General features: G+C 70.2%; 14 protein-coding genes and 1 pseudogene. 10 read left to right on the top strand and 5 right to left on the bottom strand.

Annotation, left to right across the window (positions count from 1 at the left end; genetic code table 11):
• Positions 1-74 precede the first annotated feature (74 nt).
• Positions 75-839 (bottom strand): MBL fold metallo-hydrolase, encoded by a 765-nt coding sequence (locus tag ACWC2T_RS17555; RefSeq protein WP_450671351.1) that lies wholly within the window; start codon positions 837-839, stop codon positions 75-77.
• An 80-nt stretch (positions 840-919) separates the two neighbouring features.
• On the opposite strand from ACWC2T_RS17555, the gene ACWC2T_RS17550 reads away from it, so the two are divergent.
• From ACWC2T_RS17550 to ACWC2T_RS17540, 3 genes are all read left to right on the top strand, one after another.
• Positions 920-1,531: a CGNR zinc finger domain-containing protein gene (locus tag ACWC2T_RS17550; protein ID WP_450671237.1), complete on the top strand. Its 612-nt coding sequence runs from the start codon at positions 920-922 to the stop codon at positions 1,529-1,531.
• Positions 1,532-1,656: 125 nt separating this feature from the next.
• The gene (locus tag ACWC2T_RS17545; RefSeq protein WP_450671236.1) at positions 1,657-1,932 is read left to right on the top strand and encodes a hypothetical protein; all 276 of its coding nucleotides are present in this window, start codon (positions 1,657-1,659) and stop codon (positions 1,930-1,932) included.
• 152 nt (positions 1,933-2,084) lie between these two features.
• Positions 2,085-3,911, top strand: a complete 1,827-nt coding sequence (locus ACWC2T_RS17540; RefSeq protein ID WP_450671235.1) for a phosphatidylglycerol lysyltransferase domain-containing protein — start codon at positions 2,085-2,087, stop codon at positions 3,909-3,911.
• A 219-nt stretch (positions 3,912-4,130) separates the two neighbouring features.
• Here ACWC2T_RS17540 and ACWC2T_RS17535 read toward each other — a convergent pair whose 3' ends face one another.
• From ACWC2T_RS17535 to ACWC2T_RS17525, 3 genes and pseudogenes are all read right to left on the bottom strand, one after another.
• Positions 4,131-5,540, bottom strand: a complete 1,410-nt coding sequence (locus tag ACWC2T_RS17535) for a HAMP domain-containing sensor histidine kinase (RefSeq protein ID WP_450671234.1) — start codon at positions 5,538-5,540, stop codon at positions 4,131-4,133.
• Complete coding sequence (locus ACWC2T_RS17530; RefSeq protein ID WP_351211387.1) at positions 5,541-6,272, bottom strand: response regulator transcription factor; 732 nt, start codon at positions 6,270-6,272, stop codon at positions 5,541-5,543.
• Between the two features lie 168 nt (positions 6,273-6,440).
• A pseudogene (locus ACWC2T_RS17525) lies at positions 6,441-6,665 on the bottom strand (zinc-binding dehydrogenase); the annotation flags it as partial.
• A gap of 51 nt (positions 6,666-6,716) precedes the next feature.
• Between ACWC2T_RS17525 and ACWC2T_RS17520 the strand changes: the two are divergent.
• From ACWC2T_RS17520 to ACWC2T_RS17505, 4 genes are all read left to right on the top strand, one after another.
• A complete protein-coding gene (locus ACWC2T_RS17520; protein WP_450671233.1) occupies positions 6,717-7,055 on the top strand; it encodes a YnfA family protein in 339 nt (112 codons plus the stop codon).
• A 55-nt stretch (positions 7,056-7,110) separates the two neighbouring features.
• Positions 7,111-7,872, top strand: coding sequence for an SDR family NAD(P)-dependent oxidoreductase (locus ACWC2T_RS17515; protein WP_450671232.1), 762 nt, complete (start codon positions 7,111-7,113; stop codon positions 7,870-7,872).
• Positions 7,872-8,042 (top strand): hypothetical protein, encoded by a 171-nt coding sequence (locus ACWC2T_RS17510; RefSeq protein ID WP_450671231.1) that lies wholly within the window; start codon positions 7,872-7,874, stop codon positions 8,040-8,042. Before ACWC2T_RS17515 ends, ACWC2T_RS17510 begins: the two co-directional genes overlap by 1 nt.
• 205 nt (positions 8,043-8,247) lie before the next feature.
• A complete protein-coding gene (locus tag ACWC2T_RS17505; protein WP_450671230.1) occupies positions 8,248-9,861 on the top strand; it encodes a recombinase family protein in 1,614 nt (537 codons plus the stop codon).
• Between the two features lie 60 nt (positions 9,862-9,921).
• Here the strand turns inward: ACWC2T_RS17505 and ACWC2T_RS17500 are convergent, their stop codons facing one another.
• Positions 9,922-11,115 carry an RtcB family protein gene (locus tag ACWC2T_RS17500; RefSeq protein ID WP_450671229.1) on the bottom strand — a complete coding sequence of 398 codons (1,194 nt, stop codon included), beginning with the start codon at positions 11,113-11,115 and terminating at the stop codon, positions 9,922-9,924.
• A 223-nt stretch (positions 11,116-11,338) separates the two neighbouring features.
• On the opposite strand from ACWC2T_RS17500, the gene ACWC2T_RS17495 reads away from it, so the two are divergent.
• The 3 genes from ACWC2T_RS17495 to ACWC2T_RS17485 form a co-directional block, all read left to right on the top strand.
• On the top strand, positions 11,339-12,220 hold the full coding sequence (locus ACWC2T_RS17495; protein WP_450671228.1) for a DUF3558 domain-containing protein: 882 nt from the start codon (positions 11,339-11,341) through the stop codon (positions 12,218-12,220).
• A 127-nt stretch (positions 12,221-12,347) separates the two neighbouring features.
• Positions 12,348-13,244 carry a DUF3558 domain-containing protein gene (locus ACWC2T_RS17490; protein ID WP_450671227.1) on the top strand — a complete coding sequence of 299 codons (897 nt, stop codon included), beginning with the start codon at positions 12,348-12,350 and terminating at the stop codon, positions 13,242-13,244.
• A gap of 103 nt (positions 13,245-13,347) precedes the next feature.
• On the top strand, positions 13,348-14,703 hold a 1,356-nt coding region (locus ACWC2T_RS17485), incomplete at its 3' end, for a DUF2637 domain-containing protein (protein ID WP_450671226.1).

The following is a 14,703-nucleotide window of genomic DNA, read 5'->3' as shown; positions in this document are numbered from 1 at the left end:
TCGGGGTCGTCGCTCTCCGGCGGCTTCCGTCGCCCGCACCGCGCTGCGCTGGTCGGAGACGGTCGGCTTCCGGTTCAGTCCAGCTGGAGCAGGTCGGCCAGCCCCGCCTCCTCGAACGCCGCCAGCACGTCGTCACGGGTCTCGGTGAAGTGGGCCCAGCTGTCGCAGTGGGCCGGGACCACCCGGCGGGCGCCGAGGAGCCCGGCGGCGGTCACGGCGCCGGCGGCGTCCAGGACGAGCAGGGCGCCGTCGAGGATGCCCGGGATGCGCGGCGCCCCGGCGAACAGCACCGCGGTGTCCACCGGGCCGAAGCGGTCGGCGATCTCCTTCACCAGTTCCAGGGAGGCGTTGTCCCCGCTGACGTAGACGGTGGGCAGGTCGGCCGAGGTGAGGACGAAGCCGATGACCTCACCGATGACCGCGTCGGCGCCGTCGGGGCCGTGCAGGGCGGGTACGCCGGTGACGGTGAGCGTGCCGCCGTCGGGCCGGGGCAGCTCGACGGACTGCCAGGGAGCGAGGCCCTCGGCGGTGCCGCCGAGGCGGACGGCGCCGCCGCTCGTGGTGAGGGTGCGCGGTACGGAGGCGAGCAGGGCCCGGCCGGAGTGGTCGAGGTTGTCGGGGTGCTCGTCGTGGGAGAGCAGGACGACGTCGACCGGGCCGAGGTCGGTCTGCGGCAGGCGGGGCGGGGCGGTCTTGCTCAGGAACCGGCCGCTGCCGCGCGGGTAGTCGCCCGGGGTGTCGAAGGTGGGGTCGGTGAGGAGGCGGAGACCGCCGTACTCGATGAGAACGGTCGGGCCACCGAGTACGCGCACGGGAACCGGCTCGGCCGTAGCAGTCATGGCGAAGTCCTCACGGTTGGATCCGTTGCTTTCCATGAGAAGAAGCTAGCTCCATCTCACGGATGCGCGCAAGCCTTACCATGAGGGATGTGAAGGGAAGCCTGACCGACGACATGGGGCTGCCGCCCGCACCGGGCGCCGAGCAGCACCCCGCGCTCGACCTCGCCAACAGCGCACCCGCCCTGCCCGGCGGCCGGTTCACCGACCTGCTCGGCACTCCGCAGGCCGCGAACCACTGGCTCACCGCGCACGGGCTCGCCCCGGCCGACGCCGGACTGCGGGAGACCTGCGCGGCCCAGTTGCGCTCCCTGCGCGAGCACCTCCGGTCGCTGATCGCCGCCCGGGTCGAGGGCCAGACCCCTCCGGCCGGCGCCCTGAACGCCGTCAACGACGCGCTCACCCGCGCCCCCGCGGCGGCACTGCTGCACTGGTCCCCGGAGCGCGGCCCGTACCGAGCGACGACCCACCCCACCACGCAGATCCTCGAACACGCCCTGGCCGCCCTCGCCGCCGACGCCGCCGACCTGCTCACCGGCCCCGACGCCGACCGCCTCACCGCCTGCGGCTCGCCCCCCTGCAACCGCTACCTGCTCCGCCACGGCCGCCGGCACTGGTGCTCCACCCGCTGCGGCGACCGCGCCCGCGCCGCCCGCGCCTACGCCCGTCGCACGGGACGCACCGAGGAGGACTGAGCGCACCCGGACCACGACTCGCGGACCCACGCCGCCGTCATCACCCCCGGCCGACCCTACGTATTGTAGGTTCCCAACCGGCGGCGATCGCAGGGCTGTTCATTCGTCTGTTCATCGGGGGATCCATGCAGGACACGGAAACAGAGGCAGCCGTGCAGGTCGGGGTGCGCAGTCTCGCGCCGACGCTGATCCTGCTGGCCGTCAGCCTTCTCGTCGCCGCCGTCGGCGTGTACGAGCTGTGCGGGTTCGGGCTGCACAGCCTCGACCGGCGGCCGCATCTGTTCAGCGACGGACTCGCGACCGGCGGGGTGATCGTCGCCGCGGTCGCGGCCGGCGCGGCGGTGGGCAACCTGGGCTGGCATCTGGTGGCGGCCCGGCGTGCCAGGGGAAGGGCCGGGTAAGAGGCATGGCACGGGAAGGGCCGGGTAAGAGCGGTTGTCGGTACGCTCCTGTCCCGGAAGACCATCCAACCGGACTACCCTACAAGCTGTAGGGTCAAAGGTGGCCCCGACCGGGGTCGACCGTCCCCCACTCTTCAAGGTGACCAGTCACCATGCCCGCTCAGCAGCAGACCCTGCTCTCCTCACAGGTCCCCGCACAGCGCGGCACGCGCCGTGTGCCGCAGCTGCCCGTGCCCGGGCCCCGCCTGCGCGCGCGGGCCGCCTCGGCCACCGTGTGGTACCTGCGGCTCATCGCCGTCTTCAACGTCATCGCGGTCATGTCGCTGCCGTTCCGCAAAGAGGTGCAGGAACACAACGACGGCAAGCTCTTCACCGCCCGCCACGTGCACGCGCACACCCACCACGCCGGCCAGTTCTTCACCCCGTACCTGGCCACCGCCGGCCTGGCCTCGGCCGCGGCGGCGATCTTCCTGGCGCTGGTGATGCGGCGCGGGAAGCGTGCCGCGTGGGTGGTCAACCTGCTGTGCGCGGGCCCCCTGTTCGTGCTCTACGTCCTCGCGCTCACCCAGCACCCGTTCCGCGACCACGCCTTCAACTGGGTCTCCACCGCCCTCACCGGCCTCTTCGTGGCCGCGCTGCTGATCGGCCGCCGCGAGTTCAACGCCATCGGCGACCCCTCCAACCCCAAGCTCGCGCTGGCCGTCGGCGCCGGCGGCCTCCTGGTCACCGGCGGACTCGGCACCCTCCTCGTACACGCCACCAACAAGCTGACCGGCGCCACCTGGTACGACGAGCTCGCCTACAGCCTGCTGCGCGGCATCAGCGTCGGCCCGCTCGCCGACCGGGTCGACTCCGTGCACGCGCCCCGCTGGGCCGACATCATCCTCAACATCCTGCTCGCCGCGGCCTTCCTCCTGGTCCTGTACGCCTGCTTCCGCTCCCCGCGCGGCCGCCGGCGGCTCACCGAGGAGGACGAGACCCGTCTGCGGGCCCTGCTGGACAAGCACGGCGCGCGCGACTCCCTCGGCTACTTCGCGCTGCGCCGCGACAAGGCCGCCATCTTCTCCCCCACCGGCAAGGCCGCCGTCACCTACCGCGTCGTCGGCGCCGTCTCGCTCGCCTCCGGCGACCCGATCGGCGACCCCGAGGCCTGGCCCGGCGCCATCGACGCCTGGCTCGCCGAGGCCCGCCGGCACGCCTGGACCCCGGCCGTCATGGGCGCGAGCGAGGAGGCCGGCACCATCTACGCCCGGCACGGCCTGGACGCCCTCGAACTCGGCGACGAGGCCATCGTCGACATCGCCGACTTCACCCTCGAGGGCCGCGCCATGCGCGTGGTCCGCCAGGCCCACAACCGGGTCAAGCGGGCCGGCTACACCGTCCGCATCCGCCGCCACGAGGACATCCCCGCCGACGAGATGGCCCTGCTGATGAAGCGCGCCGACGACTGGCGCGACGGCGCCACCGAACGCGGCTTCTCCATGGCCCTCGGCCGCCTCGGCGACCCGGCGGACGGCCGCTGCGTGATGCTGGAGTGCCGCGACGGCAACGACGAACCGCGCGCCCTGCTCAGCTTCGTGCCCTGGGGCGAGCACGGCCTCTCGCTGGACCTGATGCGCCGCGACCGCGACTGCGAGAACGGCCTGATGGAGTACATGGTCGTGGAACTCCTGCTGCGCGGGAAGGAGTTGGGGATCAAGCGGGTGTCGCTGAACTTCGCGATGTTCCGCTCGGTCTTCGAACGCGGCGCCCGCCTGGGCGCAGGCCCCGTCCTGCGCCTGTGGCGCTCCACCCTCACCTTCTTCTCACGCTGGTGGCAGATCGAGTCCCTCTACCGCGCCAACGCCAAGTACCGCCCGGTGTGGGAACCGCGCTTCCTGCTCTTCGCCAAGAGCAGCGACATCCCCCGGATCGGCCTGGCGAGCGCCCGGGCGGAGGGGTTCCTCGAAATCCCGGGAATCGGCGGCCGCAAGTCGTAGGGGCGTCACGGTGTTGCGGACCGCCGGGCTCACTTCACCCCGGCGGTCCACAACCGTACGACCAGCGGTCCGCAACCCTACGACCAGCGGTGCGTAACCCCACGACCAAGGGCGCGCGGCCGAGTCGATGTACGTCGGCCCCCCGGCCCCCTCGGCGCGAGCCACCACCACGGACCCGCACCCGGCGACGCCGAAGCACCCTTGGCGACCCTTGGGCGCTCAGCCGCCCACGGTGAAACCGATCACCGCTCCGCCGCCCTCCCGCCGGAAGGCGAACGGCGCTCCGCCGTGCGCCATGGCGACCTCGCGGACGATGGACAACCCCAGCCCCGAGCCCGGCAGGGACCTCGCGTCGGCGGCCCGGTAGAAGCGGTCGAAGATCCGGATCAGATCGCCCTCGGCGATGCCAGGCCCCCGGTCCAGCACCTCCACCCGCACGGGCCCCGACCGCGCCGGCCCGGTGATCTGGACCTCGATGGGCCCCTTCCTCTCCCGGTCGAACTTGGCCGCGTTCTCCACCAGGTTCGACATGGCCCGCTGCAGCATCCCCGGCCGCCCGTCGGTCGTCGTGTCACCGCTGGTGCGCAGGACGATCTCCCGCCCGGTACGGCGCTTGGCCAGCCCCACGACGTCCTCGGCGATGTCGGCGAGGTCCACCCGCTGCGGCGGCTCGGTGTCGGACTGCCCCGCGGCGAGATCGACCAGCTCGTTGACCAGGTCGGTCAGCTCCCGCGCCTCCTGGCTGAGATCGGCGACCAGTTCCTCCCGCATGGCAGGCGACAGCTCGTCGATCCGGCGCAGCAGGGAGATGTTCGTACGCAGCGACGTCAGCGGAGTGCGCAGTTCGTGCCCCGCGTCCTGCACCAGGCGCCGCTGGTCCTCCTCGGACTGGGCCAGGCGGCCCAGCATGCGGTCGAAGGCGCGGCCCAGCCGGCCCACCTCGTCCAGCCCGGCCACCGGCACCTCGATGCCCAGCTGCCGGGTGCGGGCCACGTCCTCCGCGGCGGAGGTGAGGATCACCAGGCGCCGGGTGATCCGGCGGGCCAGCCACCAGCCGAACAGGCCGGCCGCCACCACGACCGCCACCATCAGGACCAGCGTCCGCCGCTGCAGCGTCCGCAGCAGGTCCTCGGTGTCACTGAACTCCTGCGCGACCTGGACCGCGCCCCGCCCGTCGCCGAGCGAGACGGTGGCGATGCGGTACACGTCCGAGTCCACCGGCACGTCCTTGTGCTGGACCACCTTCCCCGCCGTCGTCGCGAGCGCCATGGCCTTGTCACGGGAGGTGACGGGCAGGCTCGGGTTGCCGTGGTCCACGATCTGCCCCTGCGCGCCCAGCACCTGCACATCGGTGCGGGCCGGCCGCACCAGGTCGTGCCCGGGACGGGAGGAGGAGAAGTCCTCGGGGAGCATCTCGTGCCCCCGCACCTCGCCCTGCACGTCCTGCACGACCTGCGTGAACACCGACTGCTGGTCGACCCGGACGAGCCGCGCGGCACTGCTGTAGGACAGGATGCCGACGAGGACCGTGACGGCGGCGGTGACGGCCGCGAAGGACACGGCGAAGGTGGTGCGCAGCGAGACCAGCTTGGGCCGGCCGGGCGCCAGCAGCCGCCGCAGGCGGCCCACCTAGTCCTCCCGAAGCACGTAACCCACGCCCCGCACGGTGTGGATCAGCTGCGGCGCACCCGGTTCGTCGAGCTTGCGGCGCAGGTAGCCGACGTACACGGCGAGGTTCTTCGAGCCGGGCCCGAAGTCGTAGCCCCAGATCCGGTCGTAGATCGTGGAGTGGTCGAGCACGATGCCCGCGTTGCGCACGAGCAGCTCCAGCAGCTCGAACTCCGTGCGGGTCAGCTCCAGCTCACGCTTGCCGCGCCAGGCCCGGCGGGCCTGCAGGTCCATGCGGATGCCGGCGGCCTCGACCTGCCGGTCGGAGAGCTGGGGCTCCCGGCCACCGCTCTCACCGCCGCCGCCGTTGCCGCCGGCGGGCACCGGGCTGGTACGGCGGAGCAGGGCGCGCAGCCGGGCGAAGACCTCCTCGACGTCGAACGGCTTGACCACGTAGTCGTCCGCGCCGGCGTCCAGTCCCGCGATGCGGTCGGCGGTCTCCACGAGCGCGGTGAGCATCAGGATCGGGGTGCGGTCACCCTCGGCCCGCAGCACCCGGCAGACCTGGAGGCCGTCGATCCCCGGCATCATCACGTCGAGCAGGAGGACGTCCGGCGGGGTCTTGTGGGCCTGCGCCAGCGCCTCTACGCCGTCGGCCACCGCCGTCACCTCGTACCCCTCCAGCGTCAGGGCACGCTCCAGGGCATGACGGATGGCACGGTCGTCTTCAGCGAGCAGCACAGTCTGGGGCACGCACCCAGTTTGCCAAGGCCCCGGGCGGTTCGGTCGGGGCGGGCGGACCTACGATCACCCTTTTTACCCCCCTCTCACCGTCACAGGGGCAACCCGGCCCGCCGCCCTACCGTCTTCTCACCCCATCCAGGTCCAAGCCGTAAACCCGCCGGCCCCAGGCCGGAGCGGTCAGGCCGTCGCCCGCCCGCCGAACGGCGCCACCAGCACCAGCCGCCCGCGCACCCCGCCCTCCGCCGGCCGCGCGTGCGCCTTCGCCGCCTCCTCCAGCGCGGACGTCCGAGCCACCCTCAGGGTCAGCACCCCCTCGTCCACCAGCCTGACCAGCTCCGCGAGCTGCGCGCCGTCCGCCCGCCCCCACCCGTTCTGCGTCCGCACCCCGCGCTCCGCCTCCGGCAGCCGACGAGCCGCGCACCGGCTCCCGCACCCCATGCCAAGCTGCTGCCCATGTCGATCCTCCGCTCCGCCGCCCTGTTCGTCGTCGCCGCCGTCTTCGAGATCGGCGGTGCCTGGCTGATCTGGCAGGGCATGCGCGAGCACCGGGGCTGGCTGTGGATGGCCGGCGGGGTCCTCGCCCTCGGCGCGTACGGCTTCGTCGCCACCTTCCAGCCCGACGCCCACTTCGGCCGCATCCTGGCCGCGTACGGCGGCATCTTCGTCGCCGGCTCCCTTCTGTGGGGCGCGGTCGCCGACGGCTACCGCCCCGACCGCTGGGACGTGACCGGGGCGCTGATCTGCCTCGCCGGCATGGCCGTGATCATGTGGGCCCCCCGCAACGGCGCCTGAGCCTCACCTACGCTGGACGGGACCTCGAAAAGCCGCCAGACTCCAGGAGCTGCCCATGGCCCCCGCCTCCCGCATCGCCGTCGTCACCGGTGCGAGCAGCGGCATCGGCGCCGCCACGGCCCGGCAGCTCGCAGAGGCCGGCTACCGCGTCGTCCTCACCGCCCGCCGCAAGGACCGGATCGAGGCGCTGGCGGAGGAACTGACCAAGGCGGGCCACTCGGCGGTCGCCTACCAGCTCGACGTCACCGACCGCACCGCCGTCGACGAGTTCGCGACGGCCTTCCAGACCATCGGCGTCCTGGTCAACAACGCGGGCGGCGCCCTCGGCGCGGACCCGGTGGCCACCGGCGACCCGGCCGACTGGCGCACGATGTACGAGACCAACGTCATCGGCACCCTCAACCTCACCCAGGCCCTGCTGCCCAAGCTGGTCGCCAGCGGCGACGGCGTGATCGTCGTCGTCTCCTCCACCGCCGGCCACGGCACCTACGAGGGCGGCGGGGGCTACGTCGCCGCCAAGCACGGAGCCCACGTCCTCGCCGAGACCCTCCGCCTGGAGATCGTCGGCCAGCCGGTCCGCGTCATCGAGATCGCCCCCGGCATGGTGAAGACGGAGGAGTTCGCCCTGACCCGCTTCGCCGGCGACGAGACGAAGGCGGCCAAGGTCTACGAGGGCGTCGCCGAGCCCCTCACGGCCGACGACGTCGCCGAGACGATCACCTGGGCGGTCACCCGCCCCAGCCACGTCAACGTCGACCTCCTCGTCCTCCGCCCCCGCGCCCAGGCGTCCAACACCAAGGTCCACCGGGAGCTGTGATGTCCGAAGAAACCCCCGAAACCCCCGACGACGCCGCCTCCCTGGAAAAGGCCCGCCTGGCCCAGGAAACCCACGACGAACGCAGGGTCTGGTGGTTCCTGGGCTACTTCCTCTTCGGCATCCACGTCGTGGCCTTCGTCATGATCTACGCCGTCCGCCACGGCCACTGACCTGCCACTCCGCCCCCGTTCACTCACACGGGGGAACCTCACCGATCACCCGATCGCCGTACGAACTGGCGATCTAGGCTCGCGCCACACGATCACTTCGACGGCCCTCGGCAGGGAAGCAGCCCCGCCGAGGGCCTCACCAGCATGGAAGTGGAGGCTTCCTGTGGCTGAATGCGAGCCTACCGGGGCCAAGAAGTCACCCCCTGTGCAACGCACCAAACGAAGGGGGCAGATCTCCGACCTCGATCTCCTGGTCGACAACCTCCGTGGTGTACCCGCCGGAACCCCAACCCTCCCCCAGGCGCTGGTTCTCCGCCAGGACGGCTGGCGGCTTGTCGTCGCCTACTGCCGCATCTCCAGCGACCGACACCGCAAGGACGGCCACGGCGTCAGAGACCAGGCACAGCACTGCGCGCGCATTGCGGCGCGGCATCGGATGATCATCGTTCACCGCTACGTGGACAACGACAAGTCGGCTTCCAAGGCGGGCGTCAAGCGGCACGACTTCGACGCCATGCTCGACGCACTCGGGGCCGGAGTCAGCGCGACGGGATATCCGGTCGACGGTGTCGTGTGCGTCTCCGATGACCGGCTGTACCGGGACGTCCACACCTACCGGCGTTTCATCGAATGCTTCACCGCACGCCCCTTGCGGGCATACGCCGACGGCTTCGGCCTGCACGATCTCTACGACCAGGACTCCGCTCAGCGGGGCCTGCTGGGAGCCGCGGCCGCCCGCGCGGAAAGCACCAAGCAGCAGCATCGGGCAAGGCTTAACCACCGGGCCCGCGCCGAGCGAGGCGAGCCGGTCGTATCCCGTCGCCCATTCGGCTGGAACGCCGACAGGGTGACGCTGCACCCTGGTGAATCAAAGGTCGTGCGACATGGAGTGCAAAGCCTGTTGGCGGGCAAGACACTGACAGCAGTCACCCAGGACTTCGTCGCATCCGGCTACCCGAGTTCCCTGGGAAACCCATGGCAGCGCCAGACGGTCAAGCAACTCCTCCGGAATCCTAGACTTTGCGGGTACCGCAAGCTCAATGGAGTTCTGGTCTGCACTGCCGATGGTGAACCCGTTGTCGGCCGATGGGAGCCCATCGTGTCGCCCGAGGAATGGCTCGCGGTGACGAAAATGCTGGACGGTCAGCGGCATCCCGGAGGTTGGCATCGGCTCGGAGCTGCCCCACAAGGAAACGTCCAGTACCTGCTTACCGGACTGGTGCGGTGCGGGAGGCCCCTCGCGCTTGACGGACAACGGTGTGGCGCAGCCATGCACGGGCACCAGACCAACGCGTCGTACGCATACCGCTGCCGATCCGCGCTGGATGGAGGCTGCGGGCGACTGAGTCGCCAAGGCAAGGCTGTTGACGATCTCATCACCGAATACGCACTGACCAAGCTGGAGGAAAAAGGCGCACGCAGTGCGCCGATCACCGTTCCCTGGCCCGGTGCCCATGACCTCGCGGTCGCCATGCAACGCAAGGCATTCCTCCAGGAACGGTGGTACGCCGGGGAAATCAGCGACCCCGTGTACTTCTGCCGCCTGACACAAGAAGAGGCAGAAGTCAAACAGCTCGTGACTGAGCAGCGAGCCTGGTCGGTCAGGCACCGCTCCGATGAGGGTGAGAGCGCCGACGTGCGCGCACACTGGGCCGGCTTGAGCATGGACGCGAAGCACCAGATCCTCCGTGGCCTGCTCGATTCGGTGATCATCCTTCCCGGGGTCAAGGGATCCCACCACTTCGACCCCACTCTGGTCGTCCCCGTATGGCGGGCCACGCACTCACCGACGCCTCTGTCCACCCAGTCGGCTCTGTAGCTCATCCCGCCGACACCGAGGGCCCGGTCTTCCCGGACCGGGCCCTGGTTCAGCCGTAGGTCAGCCCTTGACGCAGACGACCTGCTTCAGCTTCGCGACGACCTCCACCAAGTCTCGCTGCTGGTCGATGACCTGGTCGATCGACTTATAGGCGCCCGGGATCTCGTCCACGACACCGGAGTCCTTACGGCACTCCACGCCCCGGGTCTGCTCCTCCAGGTCCTTCGTGGAGAAGCGCTTCTTCGCCGCGTTACGGCTCATCCGCCGACCGGCGCCGTGCGAGGCCGAGTTGAAGGACTTCTCGTTTCCGAGACCCCTCACGATGTACGACCCCGTACCCATGGAGCCCGGGATGATCCCGTACTCGCCGGAGCCGGCGCGGATCGCGCCCTTGCGGGTCACGAGCAGGTCCATGCCCTCGTACCGCTCGCGGCTCACGTAGTTGTGGTGGCAGCTCACCTCGGGCTCGAACGTCACCTTGGCCTTCTTGAACTCCTTGCGGATCACGTCCTTGAGGAGCGCCATCATGATCGACCGGTTGTACTTCGCGTACTCCTGAGCCCAGAAGAGGTCGTTCTCGTAGGCTGCCATATGGGGGGTATCCGCGACGAAGACCGCCAAGTCACGGTCGACCAACCCCTGGTTGTGCGGAAGCTTCTGGGCCACGCCGATGTGGTGCTCGGCGAGTTCCTTGCCGATGTTCCGGGAGCCGGAGTGGAGCATCAGCCACACTCCATCCTGCATATCTATGCAGACCTCTGCAAAATGATTCCCGGATCCGAGCGTACCCATCTGCAAAGCCGCCCGCTCCCGACGGAACTTCACCGCCTCCGCGACCCCGTCGAACCGCCCCCAGAACTCATCCCACCCAGCCGTAGCCAGCCCATGGAAGTCCCCCGGCTCCACGGGATCCTCATGCATCCCCCGCCCCACCGGAATCGCCTGCTCGATCTTCGACCGCAGCCGTGACAGGTCACCCGGCAGGTCGTTGGCCGTCAGGGACGTCTTCACCGCCGACATCCCGCACCCGATGTCCACCCCCACCGCCGCCGGACACACCGCGCCCTGCATGGCGATGACGGACCCGACCGTCGCGCCCTTGCCGTAGTGCACGTCCGGCATCACGGCGAGGCCCTTGATCCAGGGCAGGGTCGCCACGTTCTGGAGCTGGCGCAGGGCCACGTCCTCGACCGTCGCGGGGTCGGTCCACATCCGGATCGGGACCTTCGCGCCCGGCATCTCCACGTACGACATACGTTCCTCTTTCCCCCGAAAACGACAACAAAGGCTTACGCAAGGCTTATAAGCAGCGAAGCGGAAATTCAGCGCCGACGCCGGCGAAAAGGGACAAGGGACCGGCGGCCACGGCGGCGCGTGCGATACACATTGTCTCCAGGGGGCGCCCCGCTGCGGCAAGCGAATAACCAGCGGGGACACTGGATCACCGAGCGAGCGCACATCCGAGAGGAGCCCGACCGTGCAGCGGAAGGCGTACGTAACCGGCACCGCCGCCCTCCTCGCGGCGCTGCTGGCCGGCTGCACGAGCGGCTCGGAAAGCGACAGTTCGGCGGACAACGCCAACCCCGGCGACGCCGGCACCGCCACGGTCGCCGCCCAGCCCGGCAAGTACCGCACGCTGCCCGAGCCCTGCGGTGCGGTCGGTCACGACACCCTCGACTCGATGCTGCCCGGCATCAAGCAGATCGCCGATCCCGCCCAGCGGGACAAGGCGTACCAGGGTGAGGCCGAGCTCACGTATGACACCGATCGCAAGGTCGGTTGCCACTGGAAGGTGGAGTCCGCCGACGCGACCGACCGTCTCTCGGTCGACTTCGAGCGTGTGGTGTCGTACGACAACACGGTCAGCGACGACGACCAGGCGACGAAGCTGTTCGAGGGCAAGGAGGTGGCGGCCGACCTCCCGGAGCCGAGCGGTTCCTCGACGGCGAGCGGGACGGCTAGCGGGGCACCCACGCCCACTTCCCCGTCTTCCTCGTCTTCGTCGTCGCCCTCGGCCTCCTCCTCCGCCTCCCCCTCTTCGTCCTCCTCCTCGTCCGCGTCCAGCGGCAGTCCCTCGGCCTCCGCCGGTGATGCCTCGCCCTCCGGCTCCGCCGCCGATCTGCAGCCGCGGGTGCTGTCCGATCTCGGTGACGAGGCGTATATCGACGACCAGCTCGGTTCGTCCGGTTCGACGGCCGAACAGCGGACGGTGACTGTGGTGTTCCGCACGTCCAACGTCGTCGTCACCATCGAGTACGAGGAGCAGCCGACGGCTGTCGGAACGGTCCCGGACAGCAAGGAAATGCAGGACAGGGCCCGTAATCTGGCCTCTCATCTGGATGACACGCTGGGCGGTTGACGGCGGCGGGAGCCGTTCGTCCCGCCGTGCGCAAAGCACCGAACGGAAACCGCACAGCTCCTTCACCGCGTACCGTGGGCCCCCGCAGGAACCCGCACGACCACCGAGCGTCATGAGTGAAGGAACCATGCAGCGAGCAGCCCAGCGAGACGACCGTGCCCAGCGAGGAATGCGTGGCAAGCGCCTGAGCCGTGTACTTGTCTGCGCGGCAGCCGTGCCGGCGGTGCTGATCACCGCCGCCTGTTCTTCGAACTCGGGTGATGCCAAGGGCAAGGGCTCCGGCAGCAGTGCGCAGCAGTCCGCGGGCGGCGGCGCGCAGTCGTCGGCGGCGTCCCCGTCCGTGCAGGCGGCGGCGTACAAGAGGCTGCCGGACGCGTGCGCGGTGTTGTCGAAGAAGACGCTCACGGATCTGGTGCCGCAGGGCACGTCGGGCAAGAAGGGCGGTTCGGACGATCCGTCGTCGCGTGCCTCCTGTTCGTGGAGCAGCCTGGACAACAACGGTGTGAAGGGCTCGCAGTTCCGGTGGCTGAATGTGTCGCTGCTGCGTTTTGACTCGGACAGCACGCGCGGTGCCGGTGACGCGCAGGCGCACACCTACTTCGCCCAGCAGGTCAAGGACGCCGCGTCGGTGGCGGGTGCGAAGAACACCAAGGAGATCCCGCTGTCGGGTACGGGCGCGGAGGCTACGGCCGTGCGCTACGACCTGCAGAAGAAGGAGGGTCTCTTCAAGCAGCAGACGGTGGTCGCGCGGGTCGAGAACGTGGTCGTCACGCTCGACTACAACGGGGCCGGTCTGGCGGGTGAGAAGACTCCGGACGCGGACGAGCTGACGAAGGCAGCGGAGGGCGCGGTGAAGGAGGTCGTCGGGGCGGTGTCGTCCGCCAATGACGGCTCGGCGTCGGCGGGTTCGGCGTCGGCGGCGCCGTCGAAGTCGGCTTCGCCTTCGACGTCCCCCTCGGGTTCTCCGTCCAAGTCGGCTTCTTCCAGTGCTTCTCCGTCCAAGTCGGCCGCGCAGAAGGGCTGAGCGAGGGGTCTGAGGGGTTTTCGAAGCCCGACCGATACCACGTTCGCCGTTCGCGTGTGCCACCCTGTTGCGCGCAACAACAGGCAAGGGGAGGGGAGTACGCGTGGCCGCGCCACTGCAGCTGACTCGGATGCACCGCGTTCTCATCGGCGTGGTCGTGACCGGCGCCTTGATCATCGCTGGTATCGGCTTCGCCGGCTCTTACGCGGCCGTGCGAGAGCTGGCCATCAAGAAGGGCTTCGGGAACTTCTCCTATGTCTTCCCGGTGGGCATCGACGCGGGTATCTGTGTGCTTCTGGCCCTGGACCTGCTGCTGACCTGGATCCGTATCCCGTTCCCGCTGCTGCGTCAGACGGCGTGGTTGCTGACGGCGGCGACGATCGCGTTCAACGGTGCCGCCGCCTGGCCGGATCCGCTGGGCGTGGGTATGCACGCGGTCATCCCGGTGCTGTTCGTGGTCGCGGTGGAGGCGGCCCGGCATGCGATCGGGCGGATCGCCGACATCACGGCGGACAAGCACATGGAGGGTGTCCGCCTGACGCGCTGGCTGCTCTCGCCGGTGCCCACGTTTCTTCTGTGGCGTCGTATGAAGCTGTGGGAGCTGCGCTCGTACGACCAGGTGATCAAGTTGGAGCAGGAACGTCTCGTCTATCAGGCCCGTCTGCGTTCCCGCTTCGGCCGTGCCTGGCGGCGGAAGGCTCCGGTGGAGTCCTTGATGCCTCTGCGGCTGGCGAGGTACGGGGTGCCGCTGGCGGAGACGGCTGCGGCGGGGCTGGCGGCGGCGGGCATAGAGCCGGCGCTGATACCGGCCGGGGCTGCGGGCGGTCGTGCCGCTGGGGTGGCGCCGGTCCCGCAGAAGGCGGCGCCTGCGGGCGGGCAGCGCCTGGAGCTGCCCGGTCAGAACGCCGGGCCCGGTCAGGACGCCGGGCAGGCGGACAGCGCCCCGGTGGACGAGGAGAGCCCTTGGTTCCAGGCGCAGCGCCAGGTCGACTACCACGGCGGCTACGACCCCACCTACGACCCGATGATGCAGGAGCCTCAGTACGCGCCGGACGAGCAGTACGAGGAGTGGTACGAGGAGCAGCAGCCGGAGGACTTCCAGCAGCCCTCGCCGGAGGAGACGGGGAGTTTCCCGATCCCGGTGGGCCCGAACCGTACGCGCGAGCTGGGCGAGGGCGGTGGGTCGCCGGAGCCGGACGAGGAGGCGTACTACCAGGTCTTCCGTCAGTCGATCGACGGCAGCTATCCCACGCCGCGGGTTCTTGGTGACAACATCCAGGCGACGTTCGGGACGACGCTGAGCCCCAGCGCCCTGAAGACCCTCGCGGAGCGGTTCCAGCAGCGTCATTCCGCGGAACTCGAAGAGGGTCCACCAGGCGTTGACGGCGGCCCAGCGCAGGACCTCGGGGTCGTCCCGGCCGTCCGGGCCGAGGCTGCGGTCGATGACGGGCTGGTCCTG

The sequence above is a fragment of the Streptomyces sp. NPDC001393 genome (genome assembly GCF_053597455.1).
This window is presented reverse-complemented; position numbering and strand designations above follow the sequence as displayed.

Excerpts from the sequence above, each read along its gene's own strand:
- ACWC2T_RS17555 (WP_450671351.1), bottom strand. The coding sequence starts at position 839 with ATGACTGCTACGGCCGAGCCGGTTCCCGTGCGCGTACTCGGTGGCCCG.
- ACWC2T_RS17550 (WP_450671237.1), top strand. The coding sequence starts at position 920 with ATGAGGGATGTGAAGGGAAGCCTGACCGACGACATGGGGCTGCCGCCC.
- ACWC2T_RS17545 (WP_450671236.1), top strand. The coding sequence starts at position 1,657 with ATGCAGGACACGGAAACAGAGGCAGCCGTGCAGGTCGGGGTGCGCAGT.
- ACWC2T_RS17540 (WP_450671235.1), top strand. The coding sequence starts at position 2,085 with ATGCCCGCTCAGCAGCAGACCCTGCTCTCCTCACAGGTCCCCGCACAG.
- ACWC2T_RS17520 (WP_450671233.1), top strand. The coding sequence starts at position 6,717 with ATGTCGATCCTCCGCTCCGCCGCCCTGTTCGTCGTCGCCGCCGTCTTC.
- ACWC2T_RS17515 (WP_450671232.1), top strand. The coding sequence starts at position 7,111 with ATGGCCCCCGCCTCCCGCATCGCCGTCGTCACCGGTGCGAGCAGCGGC.
- ACWC2T_RS17510 (WP_450671231.1), top strand. The coding sequence starts at position 7,872 with ATGTCCGAAGAAACCCCCGAAACCCCCGACGACGCCGCCTCCCTGGAA.
- ACWC2T_RS17500 (WP_450671229.1), bottom strand. The coding sequence starts at position 11,115 with ATGTCGTACGTGGAGATGCCGGGCGCGAAGGTCCCGATCCGGATGTGG.
- ACWC2T_RS17490 (WP_450671227.1), top strand. The coding sequence starts at position 12,348 with ATGCAGCGAGCAGCCCAGCGAGACGACCGTGCCCAGCGAGGAATGCGT.